Origin of the sequence: Pseudomonas sp. L7 (genome assembly GCF_046605565.1) — a bacterium.
In the GTDB taxonomy this organism is placed as follows: domain Bacteria; phylum Pseudomonadota; class Gammaproteobacteria; order Pseudomonadales; family Pseudomonadaceae; genus Aquipseudomonas; species Aquipseudomonas wayambapalatensis.
Window position 1 is genome coordinate 2,446,452 of record NZ_CP176784.1, and the last position, 15,082, is coordinate 2,461,533.

Sequence of the window (15,082 nt, forward strand, 5' to 3'; positions counted from 1 at the left end):
GAGGTAGCGGGCATGGTGGCGATGACGAAGGGCTGGGCGGCAACCGCCAAGGCGAGCGATGGACTTGAACATCGCTACCGTGCGCTGCTCGAGGGCCGTGACCCGACGGCCGAGGCTTGGCTGGGCGAGCAACTGGGCCATGTCCGCACGCTGGCGGACGACTTGCCGGATGATCCTGGGCAACTGCCGGATTGGGCCGCTGCCCATGCGCAGCGGGTCGCCGGGGAGCACGCGGCCTATCTTGAACAACGCCGTCAGGGTGCTCCACGCCGTTACTTCGACAACCGGGCGCAGGCCTTGTGGTTCTTGCAGCAGGTCGCGCCAACCAAGGCGGTCGATGGCGCATGGCTGCACGGCACCCTCTGGCACTGGCGCGACCCTCGTTTTCACGGGCTGATCCGCACCTTCCTCGAAGAGCTGGGTGACGGCGACCTGCGCCGCAACCACGTGCTGATCTACCAGCGCCTGCTCAGCCGTCTCGGTTGCCTGCAGAGCGCACCGCTACCCGCTGAACGTTACCTGCAGGGCACGCTGCAACTGGCCCTGGGGCAACACTGCGAGCGCTTTCTGCCGGAGGTGATCGGTTACAACCTGGGGTACGAGCAGCCCCCCTTGCACCTGCTGATCACCACACATGAGCTGGCCGAGTTGGGCATCGACGCTCATTACTTCCAGTTGCATGTGACCATAGACAATGCCGCCAACGGTCATGCACGGCGCGCCCTGGAGAGCTTCGCCGAACTGTCTGTGGATCAGGGGCCGGCGTTCTACGAGCGGGTCAGGCAGGGCTATCGGCTCAATGACCTGGGTATCGACACTCCGTCGCTGATCGCTTCGTTCGACCTGCAGGCCGAGTTGCTCGGCGCGTTGGAGCGCAAGCGTCCATACGGGCAGTGCATGCATTCGGACAGATGTCGCCTGCAAGGGCGCACCATCAACCAGTGGCTTGCCGAGCCCGGTGCGATGCCTGGTTTCCTGGATGCATTGCAAGCCCAGGGTTGGATCAAGCGCGACAGCGATCCCAGGCAAAGCCGCTTCTGGGCGCTGATCGACGGTCCGGTGGCGGCCATGTTCGGTGTGTTCGATGCCTATGAAAAGCAGCTCTGGCACGACTGGATCGCCGGCACCTGGCAGGGTGCCGTGATACGTCGGGTGCCGCCGGGGCAATGGGAGCAGGCGTTGCAACTGGAGGAAGAGGCGCCTTGCGAAGCGCAGGCAGCGGACATGGCTGCACTGATCGAAGCGATGGCCGGCAATCGCCATTCCACGCCCCAGGGCCTGCGCGCCACCCGCGCGTTCATCCAGGCCACCGGCTTGATGCAGGGAGGACCGAACTGATGCTGCTCGACCAGGACCAGCGGCATGCCGACGAGGCTTTGCTACAGCTGGGACGTCGGCTGCGTGCCGACGGCTATCGCTTCACCTGCGTGACCCCGGCAACCCAGGGCAGGGTCAATGCCCGCAGTGAAGCGCACCGGGCTCGAACGCTGCGCGATGTGTTCGGCTGGAGCCGACCGTTCGAAGCGTCGCTGCTCAGCGCCGACGAACTGGAACAGCTGCGTATAGCCGGTGTGCTGGAGCCACAGGGTGCGCTGTGGCGCAGCAGGGTGCGCTGGTCGAGCCTGGATGACCTGCTGCTGGTGCACTCCGCCTGGCCGACAGACAGCCGCGACGCGGTGTTCTTCGGCCCGGACAGCTACCGGTTCGCCCAGGTGATCCAGGATCATCTGCGCCACAGCCCCCAGCGCGTGCAGCATGCCGTCGACATTGGTTGCGGCAGTGGCGTCGGCGCGTTGCTGATCGCCCGGGGCGCGCAGCATGCGCAGGTCACTGCGGTGGACATCAACCCTGTGGCCTTGCGTCATACCGCAGTCAATGCCGCACTGGCCGGCGTGGCCAATGTTTCGGTAGCGCTCAGCGACGTGCTCGACAGCATCGCCGGGACGTTCGACCTGATCGTCGCTAATCCTCCCTACATGCTCGACGCGGGCGAGCGCGCCTACCGCCACGGAGGTGGCGCGCTGGGCGCCGAACTGTCGCTGCGCATTGTCGAGCAGGCCCGTGAGCGGCTGTCGATCGGCGGCACGTTGCTGCTGTACACCGGTGTCGCCATCGTCGAGGGGCGCGACGCGCTGCTCGAAGCCGCCCGCCTGCGCCTTGCCGGGCCTGCGTTTGGTTGGTCGTACCGGGAACTGGACCCGGACGTGTTCGGCGAGCAGTTGCTCGAGCCTGGATACGAGCAGGTCGAGCGTATCGCCGCCGTTGCCCTGACCGTCACGCGTCGGGCCTGATGCCAGCATGGCGCGGCGTTGCACGTTCGGCATCGAGGAAGAATACCTGTTGGTGGACTTGGCCACGGGGCGGGTCATGGCCGCGCCGTCCTCGGCCGTGGTCCGCTGTTGCCGCGATGTGTTGGGGCCCTGGTTCGCCGAGGAAATGTTCCGCAGCCAAGTGGAAGTCGCCTCGCCGGTATTCGACACGCTGTACCAGGCCTGTGCCTTTTTCACCGAGCAGCGCCAGCGCCTGAGCCAGGCATTGGCGGGCGAGGGGGCCGGCCTTTACGGCGCGGGGAGCCATCCGAGTGCCCAATGGCTGCGCCAACACCCACGGCAAGCCCCGCACTACCGTCAGTTGTTCGACGATTACCGGCTGGTGGCCCGGCGCAGCCTGTTGAACGGCCTGCACGTGCATGTCGGCGTGCCGCAGGGCGTCGATCGCATGCAGGTGATCAATCGGGTGTTGTACTGGTTACCGCTGCTGCTGACACTCAGCACCTCCTCTGCGTACTGGGGCGGACAGGACACCGGCTACATGAGCTACCGCCGCGTGGTGTGCGGGGAGTGGCCGCACATGGGCCTGCCCGAGCCGCTGCCGGACTGGCGCGCCTACGAGCGTTACCGGGCGCTGCTGCAACGCACTGGCAGCCTGGCCGAGGATGGCGACTTCTGGTGGGCGATCAGGCCCTCGCGACGGTTTCCGACCGTCGAACTGCGGATCTGCGATGGTTGCCCCCGGTTGGACGATGCCTTGGCCATCGCCGCGCTGTTTCGCCATCTCGTCGAGCATGCACTGGGGCGCGATGGCGCTGTCGCCAGCCGCGAGATGCGCTGGATCACCCACGAAAACTATTGGCGTGCCCTGCGTCAGGGCCGCCTGGGCACTTTCATCGGTGTGCACGACCAACAGCCGGTGAACGCCGAAGCCTGGCTGGCGCAACTACAGGCGCAATGTCCAGCCGACACCGTCGACGCTGATCGCGCCTTCATGCACGCCCGGCGCATCCTGCGCGACGGCACCAGTGCCGACCACCAGCGCGCGACCTATGCGCTGGCCCGCGACCAAGGCCTGGACGACCGACAGGCGCTGCGCAACGTGGTGAAACAGGTGATGGAGCACCAGTTGTCGGTGCCCGGGACTGGTTGAGTAAACCATCCGCAGATCCTTTGCCTCGAACGCTGTGTGATTCGCGATCAGGCAACACCCAGCCAAACCAGAAGGAGTCCAACCCATGCCAAGCAAGCCCCAGGACCAATTCACCCTGCAAAATCCCCTGACCCAGTACCCCCATCCGCCGTTTCCGGCCCAGGGCCAACCCGCCCCGGGCCTGGATGCCCATATGCAGCCCAAGCCCGACCACGGTGAAACCACCTACAAGGGTTTCGGGCGCCTGGCCGGACGTCGCGCCCTGATCACCGGCGCCGACTCGGGTATCGGACGTGCCGTGGCCATCGCCTTCGCCCGCGAGGGCGCCGACATCGCCCTCAACTATCTGCCCACGGAGGAGCGCGATGCCCGGGAGGTGGTCCAGTTGATCGAGCGTGAAGGCCGCAAGGCCGTGGCGCTTCCCGGCGACCTCAAGGACCCGCGCTTCTGCAGCCAGTTGGTAGACCAGGCCCACGAACAGCTCGGCGGCCTGGATATCCTGGTCAACGTTGCCGGCAAGCAAGTGGCGCGCGAGGACATTGGCCAGATCACCCATGAGCAGTTCGACCACACCCTCAAGACCAACGTCTACGCGCTGTTCTGGCTTTGCCAGGCCGCCGTGCCGCTGATGCCTGCCGGGGCGACCATCATCAACACCGCCTCGATCCAGTCCTACCAGCCCTCGGCGACGTTGCTCGACTACGCCACCACCAAGGCGGCCATCGTGGCCTTCACCAAGGCGCTGGCCAAGCAGGTGATCGAACGCGGCATTCGCGTCAACGCGGTGGCTCCAGGCCCGATCTGGACCGTGCTGCAGCCCAGTGGCGGCCAACCACCGGAAAAGATCCCCGACTTCGGTGGGCATACGCCGATGAAACGCCCGGGCCAGCCCGCCGAGTGCGCCCCGTTGTACGTGCTGCTGGCCAGCCAGGAGTCGAGCTATATCACCGGGGAGGTGTTCGGCGTCACCGGGGGCAATCCACTGCCATAGGGCAAAGTCGAATAAACCTTGGCCGCGCCGCGCAGTCAGTCGTTGTAAGAGGCCCCTGCATACGGGCCTGGGAGGTGCTGATGAAACTCGTCTGTCTGCTGCGTGGCTGTCAGTGGCGCAGCCTGTTGATCCGTGAAATCGCCGGGCTTGACTGTCAGTGCTGCGAACGCTGCGGCGCGCTGCGCTACAGCCAGCCCGGCCAACCATTCGCTGCGTAGGAGCCGACCATGGCCCGGGCAATCTGGAAAGGCGCGATCAGCTTCGGCCTCGTGCATATCCCTGTCTCTCTCAATACCGCCGTGCGCACCGAGCGGGTGGATTTCGACTGGCTCGACAAGCGCAGCATGGAGCCGGTGGGCTACAAGCGGGTGAACAAGGTGACTGGCAAGGAGATCGACAAGGAACACATCGTCAAGGGTGTCGAGTACGAGAAGGGCCGCTATGTGGTGATCAGCGAGGAGGAGATTCGCAAGGCGCGGCCCGAGGCGACCCAGACCATCGATATTTTTTCCTTCGTCGACGCCGCAGAGATCCCGCTGCAACAGTTCGACACGCCGTACTACCTGAGCCCCGACCGTCGTGGCGGCAAGGTCTATGCCTTGTTGCGCGAGACCTTGCACAGCACCGGCAAGGTAGCCTTGGCCACCGTGGTGCTGCACACCCGCCAGCACCTGGCGCTGCTGCGCCCGCTGGAGGATGCGCTGGTGATGATTACCCTGCGCTGGCCCGAGGAAGTACGTGGCCTGGAGTCGCTGGAGCTGGACAAGAGCGTGACCGACACCAAGGTCGACAAGCGCGAACTGGACATGGCCAAGCGACTGGTGGAGGACATGAGTGGGCCATGGAAGCCAGACGAGTACCACGATGCCTTTCGCCAGACCATCCTTGACCTGGTGGAAGAGAAGGCGAGCAAGGGCAAGATCGCGACGGTGGACAAAGGTGAGGGGGCGACGGCAGGGAAGAGCGCCGACATCATCGACCTCACCGAGTTGCTCAAGCGCAGCCTTGGCGGCAAGACCAAGGCGAAGAAACCAGCGAGCAAGCGACCGCGCAAGGCGTCCTAGGGCGGGAGCGCACCCTACCGCATCAGGCCCTCCAGAGCGCTCAGGTAATCGCCGAAGCCTTGGCGAGCCCGGCTGTCCCGCCGACTGCTGGTGGCCACGCTGTGCGCTGCGGTCCAGACGATCTGCGCGCCACTGGCTTCCAAGGCCAGCACCAGTTGCACATCTTCATCGGCTGGCAATGGCTGGAATCCGCCAACGCGCTCATAGGCCTTGGCGCACACGCCCAGGTTGGCACCATGGATGTGCCGGTGCCCGTCCCGGGCTTGGTAACGGCTGCGGTATAGCTGGCGCAGGGCGGCGTTCTGCCAGGGCTGCCAGCGCTCGATGTGCACCGTGCCGCAGACAGCGTCAGCGTGCCATTGCAACTGCGATACCAGCCAGTGCTCGGGCACGCGACTGTCGGCGTCGGTAAAGGCCAGCCACTGCGCACCGCGCTCGATCATCCACGCAGCGCCCTGGCGTCGGGCAATGCCGACGTTGCCGGCCTGCAGCTCCAGGGTGTGCACGCCATGACGGCGAGCGATACGTGCGCTGGCGTCGGTGCAGCGATCGAGCACCACCAGGACCTCGGCCACCAGGCCCGCCGCCTTGGCCCGTGCCACCGCCTGCGTGACGGCGCGCAGGCAGTGCCCGAGGCGGCGGGCTTCGTTGTGGGCGGGAATGATGACGGCGATCATGGGCAAGTCTCGTCCAGGTCTACGACGCTGGGTTGGCACGACCAGTATTCGAGCAGGAAATCCGCCTCTTCGTGGCGCAACAGCGGATACAGCGGCAAATGCCGGGCAAGCAGAGCGTGGACCTCACGCCCATCCTGAGGGCAACCGGCGATGGGATGGCGCCAGTGGCACACCAGCAGGCCGCCGTCATAGGTCAGGCTGGCCACCGATTGCTCGATCACCTGCAGCCAGTCGGTGGGGTCCAGGTAGTAGCCGATTTCGCTCAGCACGATCAGGTCGAATTGTCCGCCGGGCCAGTCGCCCGGCAGGTGCCCTTGCTCGACGCAGGCATGGTTCACTCCCGCCAAGCGCTGGCGGGCCAGTGCCACGGCGGTGGCGTCGATGTCCTGGCACAGCAGGTCGGCGCAGCGCTCGGCCAGCAGCACGCTGAGCTCGCCGTTGGCGCACGCCGGCTCGAACACACGCTCGTAGCACTGGCGGGGCAGGCTGGCCAGGGTCAGGTCGCGCTTGCGCCGTTCGTACCAGCGGGTACGAAAGGCCCATGGGTCATCGTTGTCGGCATACAGGTTGGCGAAATACTGCGCATCGAGGCTCATGGTGACTCCATTGCGGGCAGGAACGGTTGCAAGGGATGCAGCCGGTGGCTGCCTGAATCAGGTGCTGGCTCATAGTTGCCATGCGCCTGCCGGCATGCCGGTCAGTTGCTGGCCCAGCTCGGCGAGGTCGCGCTCAGCGTGACTTTGACGCAGGTATACCGGCAGGTCGGCGCTGAGCCGAGCGAAATGGCTGTTGCGACAGAACGGCGTGGCGCCCAGCGCTCGGCCGACATGCCAGATGACCTGCTCGACCGCATGCTCGACCTGAGCGCGGGTGCGGCGCACCTGGAAACTGGCATCGTCATGGGGGTGCCGATCGATCCAGGCAGCGCATTCGCGCAGGGCGGCGCGGGCGCCGAACAAGACGGCGTCGACCGCGCCCAAGTGGGCATCGGCGTGTGGGTCGGGTCGGGGTTTGACGCAGTGTTCGCGCAGGTAGTCCGCCAAGGCTTCGGCTGCGCCATACCAGCAGGCGGCAATGCCCGCGCCGCCTTGCCAGAATCCCGGGCGGGACAGGTATTGGCCGGGCGCGCCGATGGCCAGCCCCGGCGAATCATCGAACTCGAGGGTGACGCTGGTGGTGGTGGCCATGCCAACGGCCTGCCAGTGCTCGGCCTGAATGCGCTGGCTGGGATGGGAGAGCTCGATGGCCACCAACTGTGGCTGCTCGTCGTCCCAGGCGGTCACCAGCGCGCGATCGATCTGCAATGCCCCCGAACACCAGGCTTTGCGGCCTTGCAGGCGAACCTGGTCGCCGTCCCGGGCGACGATGCGGGTGCGAGCATCCGGTGGTTCGGCAGCCCACACGCCCCAGATCCCGTCGTCGGCGTGGTGCTCGGCGGCGCATTCACTGAGGATCGCCAGGGCGTCCGTATGGCCCTCGTAGAGCTTGGCCAGGGCCAGGTCGCAGCCGGCGACCCGCGCCAGGATCCTCCAGCGTTCCAGGGTACGGCCCTGGCCCGGCAGCGGCAGGCGGTCGAGGTGATCGGCCTGCAGCATGTGCAGCAGCTCTGGTAACTGGGTGTCGAGATCGATCGCCTGCGCTCGAGCGCTGAAAGGGCGCAACAGGTGATCGAGGCGGACCCGGTCGAAGTCATGGGCGGTGCTCATCGGCTTGGCGCTCCTTCACTCGATTCCCAGTTGCTTGCGCATGCGCGCGGTGATGGATTGGCGGGTCCTGGCCATTTCGGACCAAGGGTCGTCGAACTGTGCAAGACGCTCGTGCAGGTTACCGATATTCCATTGGTCAGCGCCTTTGAGCTGGCTCAGCTCTTCGCGCCAGATCGGCACCGAAACCGGCAGGCCTTCGCGAGCGCGCAGCGAATAAGCCGCTACGGTGGTGGCGCCCTTGCCGTTGCGCAGGTAGTCGATGAAGATCCGCCCGACCCGATTCTTCGGGCCGGAAACGGCACTGAGGCGATCAGGGAACAGCGCGGCCATGTGCTCGACCAAGGCATGGCTGAAATCCTTTACCTCGTCCCAGCCCGCACGCCGGGTCAGCGGCACGACCAGGTGTATCCCCTTGCCGCCGCTGGTCTTGAGAAACACCTTCAGGCCCAGTTCATCGAGCAGGGTCAGGGTCAGTTGGGTGGCTTCGAGCATGGCTTTCCAGGGCAGCGCGGGGTCTGGGTCGAGGTCGAGCACGAAGCGGTCGGGCTTGTCGAAGTCTTTGTTGGTGGCGTTCCAGGTGTGCAGTTCGAGGGTATTCATCTGCACCGCGCCGAGCAGGCTGTCGGCGCGGTTGAGCACCATGGCCGCCTGGCCGGCCTGGGCCTTGCTGTAGCTGAGCACCTTGGGAATATGCAGCTGGCCGGCATTCTTCTGGAAGAACAACTCGCCAGCCAGGCCATCCGGTGCCCGGACCAGGGCGACGGGCCGATCCTTGAGCTGAGGCAGCAGCCAGTCGGCGACCTGAGCGTAGTACTCGGCGACCTGGCGCTTGGTTGCACCGATGGTTGCGTCGACCACGCGGTCTGGGTGGGTCAGGCGCAGGGTGTCCGGCGCCTTCGGTTGTGGCTGTGCTGCTCGCTTGGCGGGCATCGCTTTCTCCAGGTCGATGGCGGTGGCGGGCTTGTCGTCGCGCAGGCCGTGGAACACCGCGTGGCGCACGATGCCTTCGCGGGTCATCTGGGCATAGGCCACTTCGGCCAGCAGATGAGGCTTGAGCCAGTGCACGCCGCGAGCTTCGGCGCCGGTGAGTGGGCTGGGCAACGGCGCTTTGGCGGTCCGCAGCGGCTTGAGGCGAGCGAGGATGCTGTCCAGGGTGGCGGCGCTGAAGCCGGTGCCGACCTTGCCGGCGTAGCGCAGCTCGCTGCTATCGCGGTCATGCAGGGCCAGCAGCAGGGCGCCGAAGCCGTGGCGGCTGCCCTTGGGGTCGGTGTAGCCGACGATCACGAATTCCTGGCGCTGCTTGCACTTGAGCTTGACCCAGTCGCTGCTGCGTCGGCCCACGTAGGGGCTGTCGGCGCGTTTGCCGATCAGGCCCTCCAGTTGCAGGCGGCAGGCGCTGTCGAGCAGCGAGTCGACCGGCTCCTCGAAGTCTGCGGAGTACCTGAGCACCGGCGATGCGTTGTCTTCCAGCAGCCGGGACAAGGTGTCGCGACGCGCCTTTAGCGGTAGTTCGCGCAGGTCCTCTCGCCCCAGCCAGGGCAGGTCGAACAGGTAATAGGTGATGCGTTCGTCGTGCTCGGTGTCGAAGGCATTCTGCAACGCCTGGAAATCGGCGACGCCGTTGTCATCGACCACCACCATTTCGCCATCCAGCCACGCGGCGTCGAGCCCGAGCGCCTTTAGCGCCTCGACCTGACGGGGCATCTTCGCGCTCCAGTCGTGGCCATTGCGGGTGAACAGGCGTACGTCGTCGCCGTCGATGCGCGCGAGGATGCGGTAGCCATCAAACTTGACTTCATAGCGCCAGTCGCCGCTGGGGGGGAATCGACCAAGGTGGCCAGTTGCGGCTGGAGCTTGTCGGGCAGGGCTTTGGCGCGGGCCTTGTGCTTGCGCGGGCTGGCGGAGGTTGTCTTGGCCGGACGCCTTGGCGGCAGACTGCGCTCGCTGAGGACGCTGTCGGGCAGGGCTTCGACGATGCTGTAGTCGACCTCGCTGCGCGCTCGCCCGTCATTTGACTTGACCAGCATCCATTGCTCCTTCTTGCCGGCCAGCTGGGTGCGGAACAGGTTCCAGACCCCCGACAGTTTCTCGCCCTGCAGGCGAAAGCGCAGCTTGCCTTTGGCATAGGCTTGATGCGGATCGCCTTCGGGCTCCCAGATACCCCGGTCCCAGACGATCACATCGCCAGCGCCGTAGTGACCCTCCGGGATGTGCCCTTCGAAGTTGGCGTAGTCCAGCGGGTGATCCTCGACATGCACCGCCAGGCGCCGGACCTTGGGGTCCAGGGAGGGCCCTTTGGGGATTGCCCAGCTTTTCAAGGTGCCGTCGAGTTCCAGGCGCAAGTCGTAGTGCAGGTGGCTGGCGTCGTGTTTCTGGATGCAGTACTGCAGCGCGTGCGCCGAGCGTGGCTTGGCGTGTTTGCCTAGCGGTTCGGAGGTGGCGTTGAAGTCGCGCTTGCGATGGTACTCCTGCAGGGGCTTGGCCATGGCGGGCTCCGGGAGGGTTCGCGGGTCTCAAGACTGGGAGGCGGCGATACTGCGCGGAGTTCAATAAAAGCGCGGAGCAGGGCGTAGCAAGAAACTCTGAATCATTTCCCTGTGTGGGAGTCGACCGAGTGAAGCCCCCAATCGGAGAACACTCATGCCTACACCTGATGACCCAAGACCGCAGGTCGAGATCGATGACACCGAGGACCGCATGGGAAGCGTCCACGAGCTGGATTTCAGTGAGCGCCGCGATGAACGCCAGGGGCGTGTCGGCGACGAGCGTCCGGCGCGTGAGATCGCCGAGGACTATCCGCCGCGACGTGTTGCCGAAAGCGGCATGACCGGTGGCGAGGCCTTGAGCGATAGCCTGCACGAGGACAATGTCACCCTGGACGACCTGAGCCCGGACACGCTGTTCGATGAAACCGGTGCTCGTGATCCGCATGAGCCTGGCAGCGGTAGCATACCTGCCGACCAGACTCTGCGTCAGGTAGACGCTCACGAGATCGGTGGCGGCATTGGCCTGGACGAGGCTGAGCTGGCTCGCTCGGCACCGTTGGACGGCGAGCCGTGGACCGACGATGTCAGCTCTGAAGATGACAGGCGCGAGCCGTGATAAACGAGCATGCTGTTCCTGCAACAGCCGATCATCCGGCCCTGCGCTTCGCTGCGGATTCCCTCACACCGGCCTTGCTCCCGGGAGGGCTGTGACTTGCCCGCGAAACAGCGACACTGCCCGATCAGGCCGCCGCCACCTTGCCCACCGGCGCAGGGTTCTCCTCCCCACGACAGGCCTCGGCCAACGACAGGCTCTTGGTTTCCGGCGCCCAGGCCATCGACACCAGTGCCCCGAACAGCAGGATCCCGGCGAGGATCGCCATGGTCGGGTTCAGGCCGATCCCGGCCACGCTCACCGGTAGCAGGAAGGTACTGATCGCCGATCCCAGCCGGCTTGCTGCGGTGGCCAAGCCGATGCCGCTGGCGCGCACTTCGGTGGGGAAGCTCTCGGCCGGGTACACACCGACCAGGTTGCTCACCGCCGACAGCACCAGGGTGAACAGCCCGAACAGCGCCACCATCGCCCAGGCCATGCTGCTCGGCATCAGCACCAGCAGGAACAACGCCGCCGCCAGGATCAGGAAGCTGTTGATCAGAAAGCCGCGGCGGCTGAATTTGATGGTGCACCAGATCCCCAGCAGTGCGCCGACGATCAGCAGGGCATTGAGCATCATCTCGGTGCCGAAGCCTTCGGCCAGCCCCATCTTCTGCAGGATCGCTGGCAGGAAGGTGTAGATGGCGAAGTAAGGCATGACGATGCAGATGAAGAACAGGCAGTTGAACGCCGTGCGCTTGCGGTATTCACGGCTGAACAGGGCGGCGAAACCGCTGTGGCTGGGCCGGGCGACTTCGTCGTCGAGTACCACGTTGGCGCCCAGGTGCTTGCGTACGATGGCGCGGGCTTCCTCGGCGCGGCCCTGGTGCATCAGCCAGCGTGGCGATTCCGGCGTGCCGATACGGGCGATGAGGATCATTGCTGCCGGAATGGCCGAGGACGCCAGCATCCAGCGCCAGGCATCGTCGCCCAGCGGCAGCAGGGCCGTGCCGACGAAGGTCGCGGCGACATAACCGAAGGTCCAGATCACGCTGAACGAGCCCAGCAGCACGCCACGGTGCTTGCGCGGCGAGAACTCGGCAAGCATGGCGTGGCCGACGCTGAAGTCGCCGCCAAGCCCAATGCCGATCAGTACCCGGCAAAGGAACAGTTGCGTTGCCGTCTCGACGAAGAACTGCATCACCGAGGCGAGGGTAATGAGCACGAAACTGATCAGGAAAATCTTCTGGCGCCCCAGTCGGTCGGAGATCCAGCCGAAGAACAGGCTGCCCATGAAAAGCCCGAGCAACGCCGAGGCGCCGATCAGCCCCTGCCATAACGGGCTCAACTGCATCTGCGGATTGATCAGGGTGAAGGCGATACCGATCAGGCCGAGGATATAGCCGTCGGTGAAATGCGCGCCGAAGGTCAGGCCGGCGATCTTGATATGAAAACGTCCGATCGGCAGGTCGTCGATCTTGACTGTCTGTCCCGTCATGTTGACACCTCGTTGTTATTGTTTGGGTCAGGGGCGTTGCGGTCCTCGTAGGAGCGGGCTGGCCCGCGAATGCGTCGGTGCCGTCACTATCGCATTCGCGGGCAAGCCCGCTCCCACAGGGATTGGGCTGGCCTTTAGATTTTGAGCAAGACAGTTGCTCCTACAAAGGCAGGGTCAGCTGTTCAGTCCACCCATCAGCACGTACTTGATCTCCAGGTAGTCCTCCAGGCCGTACTTGGAGCCTTCACGGCCCATGCCCGACTCCTTGATGCCACCAAAGGGCGCCACCTCGGTGGAGATGATCCCTTCGTTGACCCCGACGATCCCGGCCTCCAGGCCCTCGGCCATGCGCCAGACGCGGCCGATGTCGCGGCTGTAGAAGTACGCCGACAGGCCATAGGGCGTGTCGTTGGCCAGGCGCAGGACCTGGGCCTCGTCCTGGAAGCGCAGGCATGCCGCCACCGGGCCGAAGGTCTCCTCGCTGGCGATCAGCATGTCCGCCGTGGCTTCGGCCAGCACCGTCGGCTCGTAGAAGGTGCCGCCCAACGCATGCCGACGGCCACCACAGAGCAGGCGCGCGCCGTGCTCGAGCGCGTCGCCCACGTGCTGCTCCACCTTGGCCAGCGCCGCAGCGTTGATCAGCGGGCCTTGCTCGGTCTCGCCCTGCAGCGCATCACCGACGCGCAAGGCTTGCACGGCTTCGGCAAGCTTGCGGGTGAAGGCTTCGTACACACCGTCCTGGATATAGAAGCGGTTGACGCACACGCAGGTCTGCCCGGTATTGCGGAACTTCGAGGCCATGGCCCCGCGCACGGCGGCGTCGAGGTCGGCGTCGTCGAAGACAATGAACGGGGCATTGCCGCCCAGCTCCAGCGAGACCTTTTTCAAGGTGTCGGCGGCTTGGCGCATCAGCAGCTTGCCAGTGCGGGTGGAGCCGGTGAACGACAGCTTGCGCACCACGGTCGAGGCCTGCAGCGCGCCGCCGATGGCCGGGGCGTCGCCGGAAACGATGTTGAACACACCTGCCGGTACGCCGGCCTGCTCGGCTAGCAGCGCCAGGGCGAAGGCTGACAGTGGCGTCTCTTCGGAGGGCTTGAGGATCAGCGTGCAGCCGGCCGCCAGGGCTGGGCCGACCTTGCGGGTAACCATCGCCAGGGGGAAGTTCCAGGGCGTGATCGCCGCGACCACGCCGATCGGCTCCTTGGTCACCAGCACCCGCGCGTCGGCCTTGGGCGTGGGAATGATATCGCCGTACACACGCCGGCCTTCCTCGGCGAACCATTCGAGAAAGCTCGCTGCATAGGCCACTTCGCCCTTGGCTTCGGCCAGCGGCTTGCCTTGCTCACGGCTGAGCAGGGCGGCGAGAGCGTCGCGTTGCTCGAGCATCAGTTCGGACCAGCGGCGCAGGATCTGCGCACGTTCCTTGGCCAGCTTGCCGCGCCAGGCGGGCAGGGCACGTTCGGCGGCGGCGATGGCCGCCTGGGTTTCCTCGGCGCCGCCGCGCGGCACCTGGGCCAGGGTTTCGCCCGTGGCCGGGTTGATCACGGGATAGGTGGCGCCGCCACTGAGCCATTGCCCATCGATGTAGTGTCCGGTCTTGAGCAGCGTCCTCATGCCACTGCCTCCTGGATCGCGAAGTCGCCGCGTGGCGGGCGACCGACACGCAGGATGCGCTTGCCGGCGGTGTAGTCGTTGATCAGGTCGCAGGGAGTGTAGTTGCGCTCCAGTTCGTACAGGTCCTCTTCGTCCAGGCGCATGTCCAGTGCTGCCAGGGCGCTGTCGAACTGCGCCGTGGAGTCCGCGCCGACCAGCATGCTGTCCACGCCAGGGTGCTGCAGGACCCAGGCCTGGGCTACCTGAGCGTTGGAGACGCCGTGACGCTGGGCCACGCGCTGCACCGAGCGGGCGATGGCGAACGAGGCTTCGTCGCTGTACATCTGCTGGGTGAAGAAATCGGTCTGGTTGCGCGTCGACTGCACGTCGCCGGTCAGCAGGCCGCGGGCCAGCGGGCTGAACACCGAGACGCCCAGGCCCTGGTCGCGGCAGAACGGAATCATCTCGCGTTCTTCTTCACGGTAGGCGCAGTTGAGCTGCAACTGCATGTTGATCGGTTTGGCCCAGCCATGGCGCTCGCAGGCCAGGAGGATTTTCGCCAGTTGCCCGGTGAGCATGGTCGAGACCCCGATGTAGCGGGCCTTGCCGGCGCGGACGATGTCGTTGAGCGCCTCCATGGTTTCTTCGACGGGGGTGTTCACATCGAAGAAATGCAGCATGTAGACGTCGAAGTAATCCATGCCGGCGCGCTGCAGCGAGGCGTCGATGCCGTCGAGGATGTGTTTGCGCGAATGGCCACTGGCGTTGATGCCGTTGCGGGTGCCGTAGCCGACCTTGGTGGTCACCACCACGTCGTCACGACGCACCAGGCGCTTGAGGATACGCCCGACCACTTCCTCGCCGACGCCAGCGGAATAGAAGTCAGCCAGGTCGACGAAGTTCACCCCCTTGTCCAGCGCGTGGCGCACGATCGGCTCGCTGGCCGCTTCGTCGAAGATCCACGGCTTCCACTGCGGTGTGCCCATGTTCATGGTGCCCAGGCACAGCTTGGAGACTTGCAGGCCGGAGTGGCCCAGACGGATGTATTGCAT

The 15,082-nt window shown here is 65.7% G+C and carries 13 protein-coding genes and 1 pseudogene; 7 read left to right on the forward strand and 7 right to left on the reverse strand.

Annotated elements, in window-relative coordinates:
* Window positions 1-12: 12 nt before the first annotated feature.
* The 6 genes from ACK3BK_RS11055 (at window position 13) to ACK3BK_RS11080 (ending at window position 5,478) form a co-directional block, all read left to right on the forward strand.
* Window positions 13-1,338 (forward strand): iron-containing redox enzyme family protein, encoded by a 1,326-nt coding sequence (locus ACK3BK_RS11055; protein WP_411384297.1) that lies wholly within the window; start codon window positions 13-15, stop codon window positions 1,336-1,338.
* On the forward strand, window positions 1,338-2,291 hold the full coding sequence (locus tag ACK3BK_RS11060) for a methyltransferase (protein ID WP_411384298.1): 954 nt from the start codon (window positions 1,338-1,340) through the stop codon (window positions 2,289-2,291). The genes ACK3BK_RS11055 and ACK3BK_RS11060 overlap by 1 nt, the downstream gene beginning before the upstream one ends.
* 7 nt (window positions 2,292-2,298) lie before the next feature.
* Entirely contained in the window at window positions 2,299-3,423 is a 1,125-nt protein-coding gene (locus ACK3BK_RS11065) for a carboxylate-amine ligase (protein ID WP_411384299.1), read from the forward strand.
* Between the two features lie 85 nt (window positions 3,424-3,508).
* Window positions 3,509-4,414, forward strand: coding sequence for an SDR family oxidoreductase (locus ACK3BK_RS11070; RefSeq protein ID WP_411384300.1), 906 nt, complete (start codon window positions 3,509-3,511; stop codon window positions 4,412-4,414).
* Between the two features lie 80 nt (window positions 4,415-4,494).
* Window positions 4,495-4,632 carry a PSPA7_2676 family Cys-rich small protein gene (locus ACK3BK_RS11075; protein ID WP_186665207.1) on the forward strand — a complete coding sequence of 46 codons (138 nt, stop codon included), beginning with the start codon at window positions 4,495-4,497 and terminating at the stop codon, window positions 4,630-4,632.
* A 9-nt stretch (window positions 4,633-4,641) separates the two neighbouring features.
* A complete protein-coding gene (locus ACK3BK_RS11080; RefSeq protein WP_288376809.1) occupies window positions 4,642-5,478 on the forward strand; it encodes a Ku protein in 837 nt (278 codons plus the stop codon).
* 14 nt (window positions 5,479-5,492) lie between these two features.
* On the opposite strand, the gene ACK3BK_RS11085 is transcribed toward ACK3BK_RS11080, so the two are convergent.
* From ACK3BK_RS11085 to ligD, 4 genes and pseudogenes are all read right to left on the reverse strand, one after another.
* Entirely contained in the window at window positions 5,493-6,155 is a 663-nt protein-coding gene (locus tag ACK3BK_RS11085) for a glycosyltransferase (protein ID WP_186719135.1), read from the reverse strand.
* Window positions 6,152-6,751 carry a class I SAM-dependent methyltransferase gene (locus tag ACK3BK_RS11090; RefSeq protein ID WP_186708610.1) on the reverse strand — a complete coding sequence of 200 codons (600 nt, stop codon included), beginning with the start codon at window positions 6,749-6,751 and terminating at the stop codon, window positions 6,152-6,154. Before ACK3BK_RS11090 ends, ACK3BK_RS11085 begins: the two co-directional genes overlap by 4 nt.
* Before the next feature lie 69 nt (window positions 6,752-6,820).
* Window positions 6,821-7,861: an acyl-CoA dehydrogenase gene (locus ACK3BK_RS11095; RefSeq protein ID WP_411384301.1), complete on the reverse strand. Its 1,041-nt coding sequence runs from the start codon at window positions 7,859-7,861 to the stop codon at window positions 6,821-6,823.
* A gap of 15 nt (window positions 7,862-7,876) precedes the next feature.
* Window positions 7,877-10,347 (reverse strand): annotated as a pseudogene (gene ligD / locus ACK3BK_RS11100) (DNA ligase D).
* Between the two features lie 154 nt (window positions 10,348-10,501).
* On the opposite strand from ligD, the gene ACK3BK_RS11105 reads away from it, so the two are divergent.
* A complete protein-coding gene (locus tag ACK3BK_RS11105) occupies window positions 10,502-10,963 on the forward strand; it encodes a phosphotransferase system, HPr-related protein (protein ID WP_411384302.1) in 462 nt (153 codons plus the stop codon).
* 124 nt (window positions 10,964-11,087) lie between these two features.
* On the opposite strand, the gene ACK3BK_RS11110 is transcribed toward ACK3BK_RS11105, so the two are convergent.
* The 3 genes from ACK3BK_RS11110 to ACK3BK_RS11120 form a co-directional block, all read right to left on the reverse strand.
* A complete protein-coding gene (locus tag ACK3BK_RS11110) occupies window positions 11,088-12,437 on the reverse strand; it encodes an MFS transporter (RefSeq protein ID WP_411384303.1) in 1,350 nt (449 codons plus the stop codon).
* A gap of 174 nt (window positions 12,438-12,611) precedes the next feature.
* A complete protein-coding gene (locus tag ACK3BK_RS11115; protein WP_288376807.1) occupies window positions 12,612-14,051 on the reverse strand; it encodes an NAD-dependent succinate-semialdehyde dehydrogenase in 1,440 nt (479 codons plus the stop codon).
* On the reverse strand, window positions 14,048-15,082 hold the full coding sequence (locus ACK3BK_RS11120; RefSeq protein WP_411384304.1) for an aldo/keto reductase: 1,035 nt from the start codon (window positions 15,080-15,082) through the stop codon (window positions 14,048-14,050). The genes ACK3BK_RS11115 and ACK3BK_RS11120 overlap by 4 nt, the downstream gene beginning before the upstream one ends.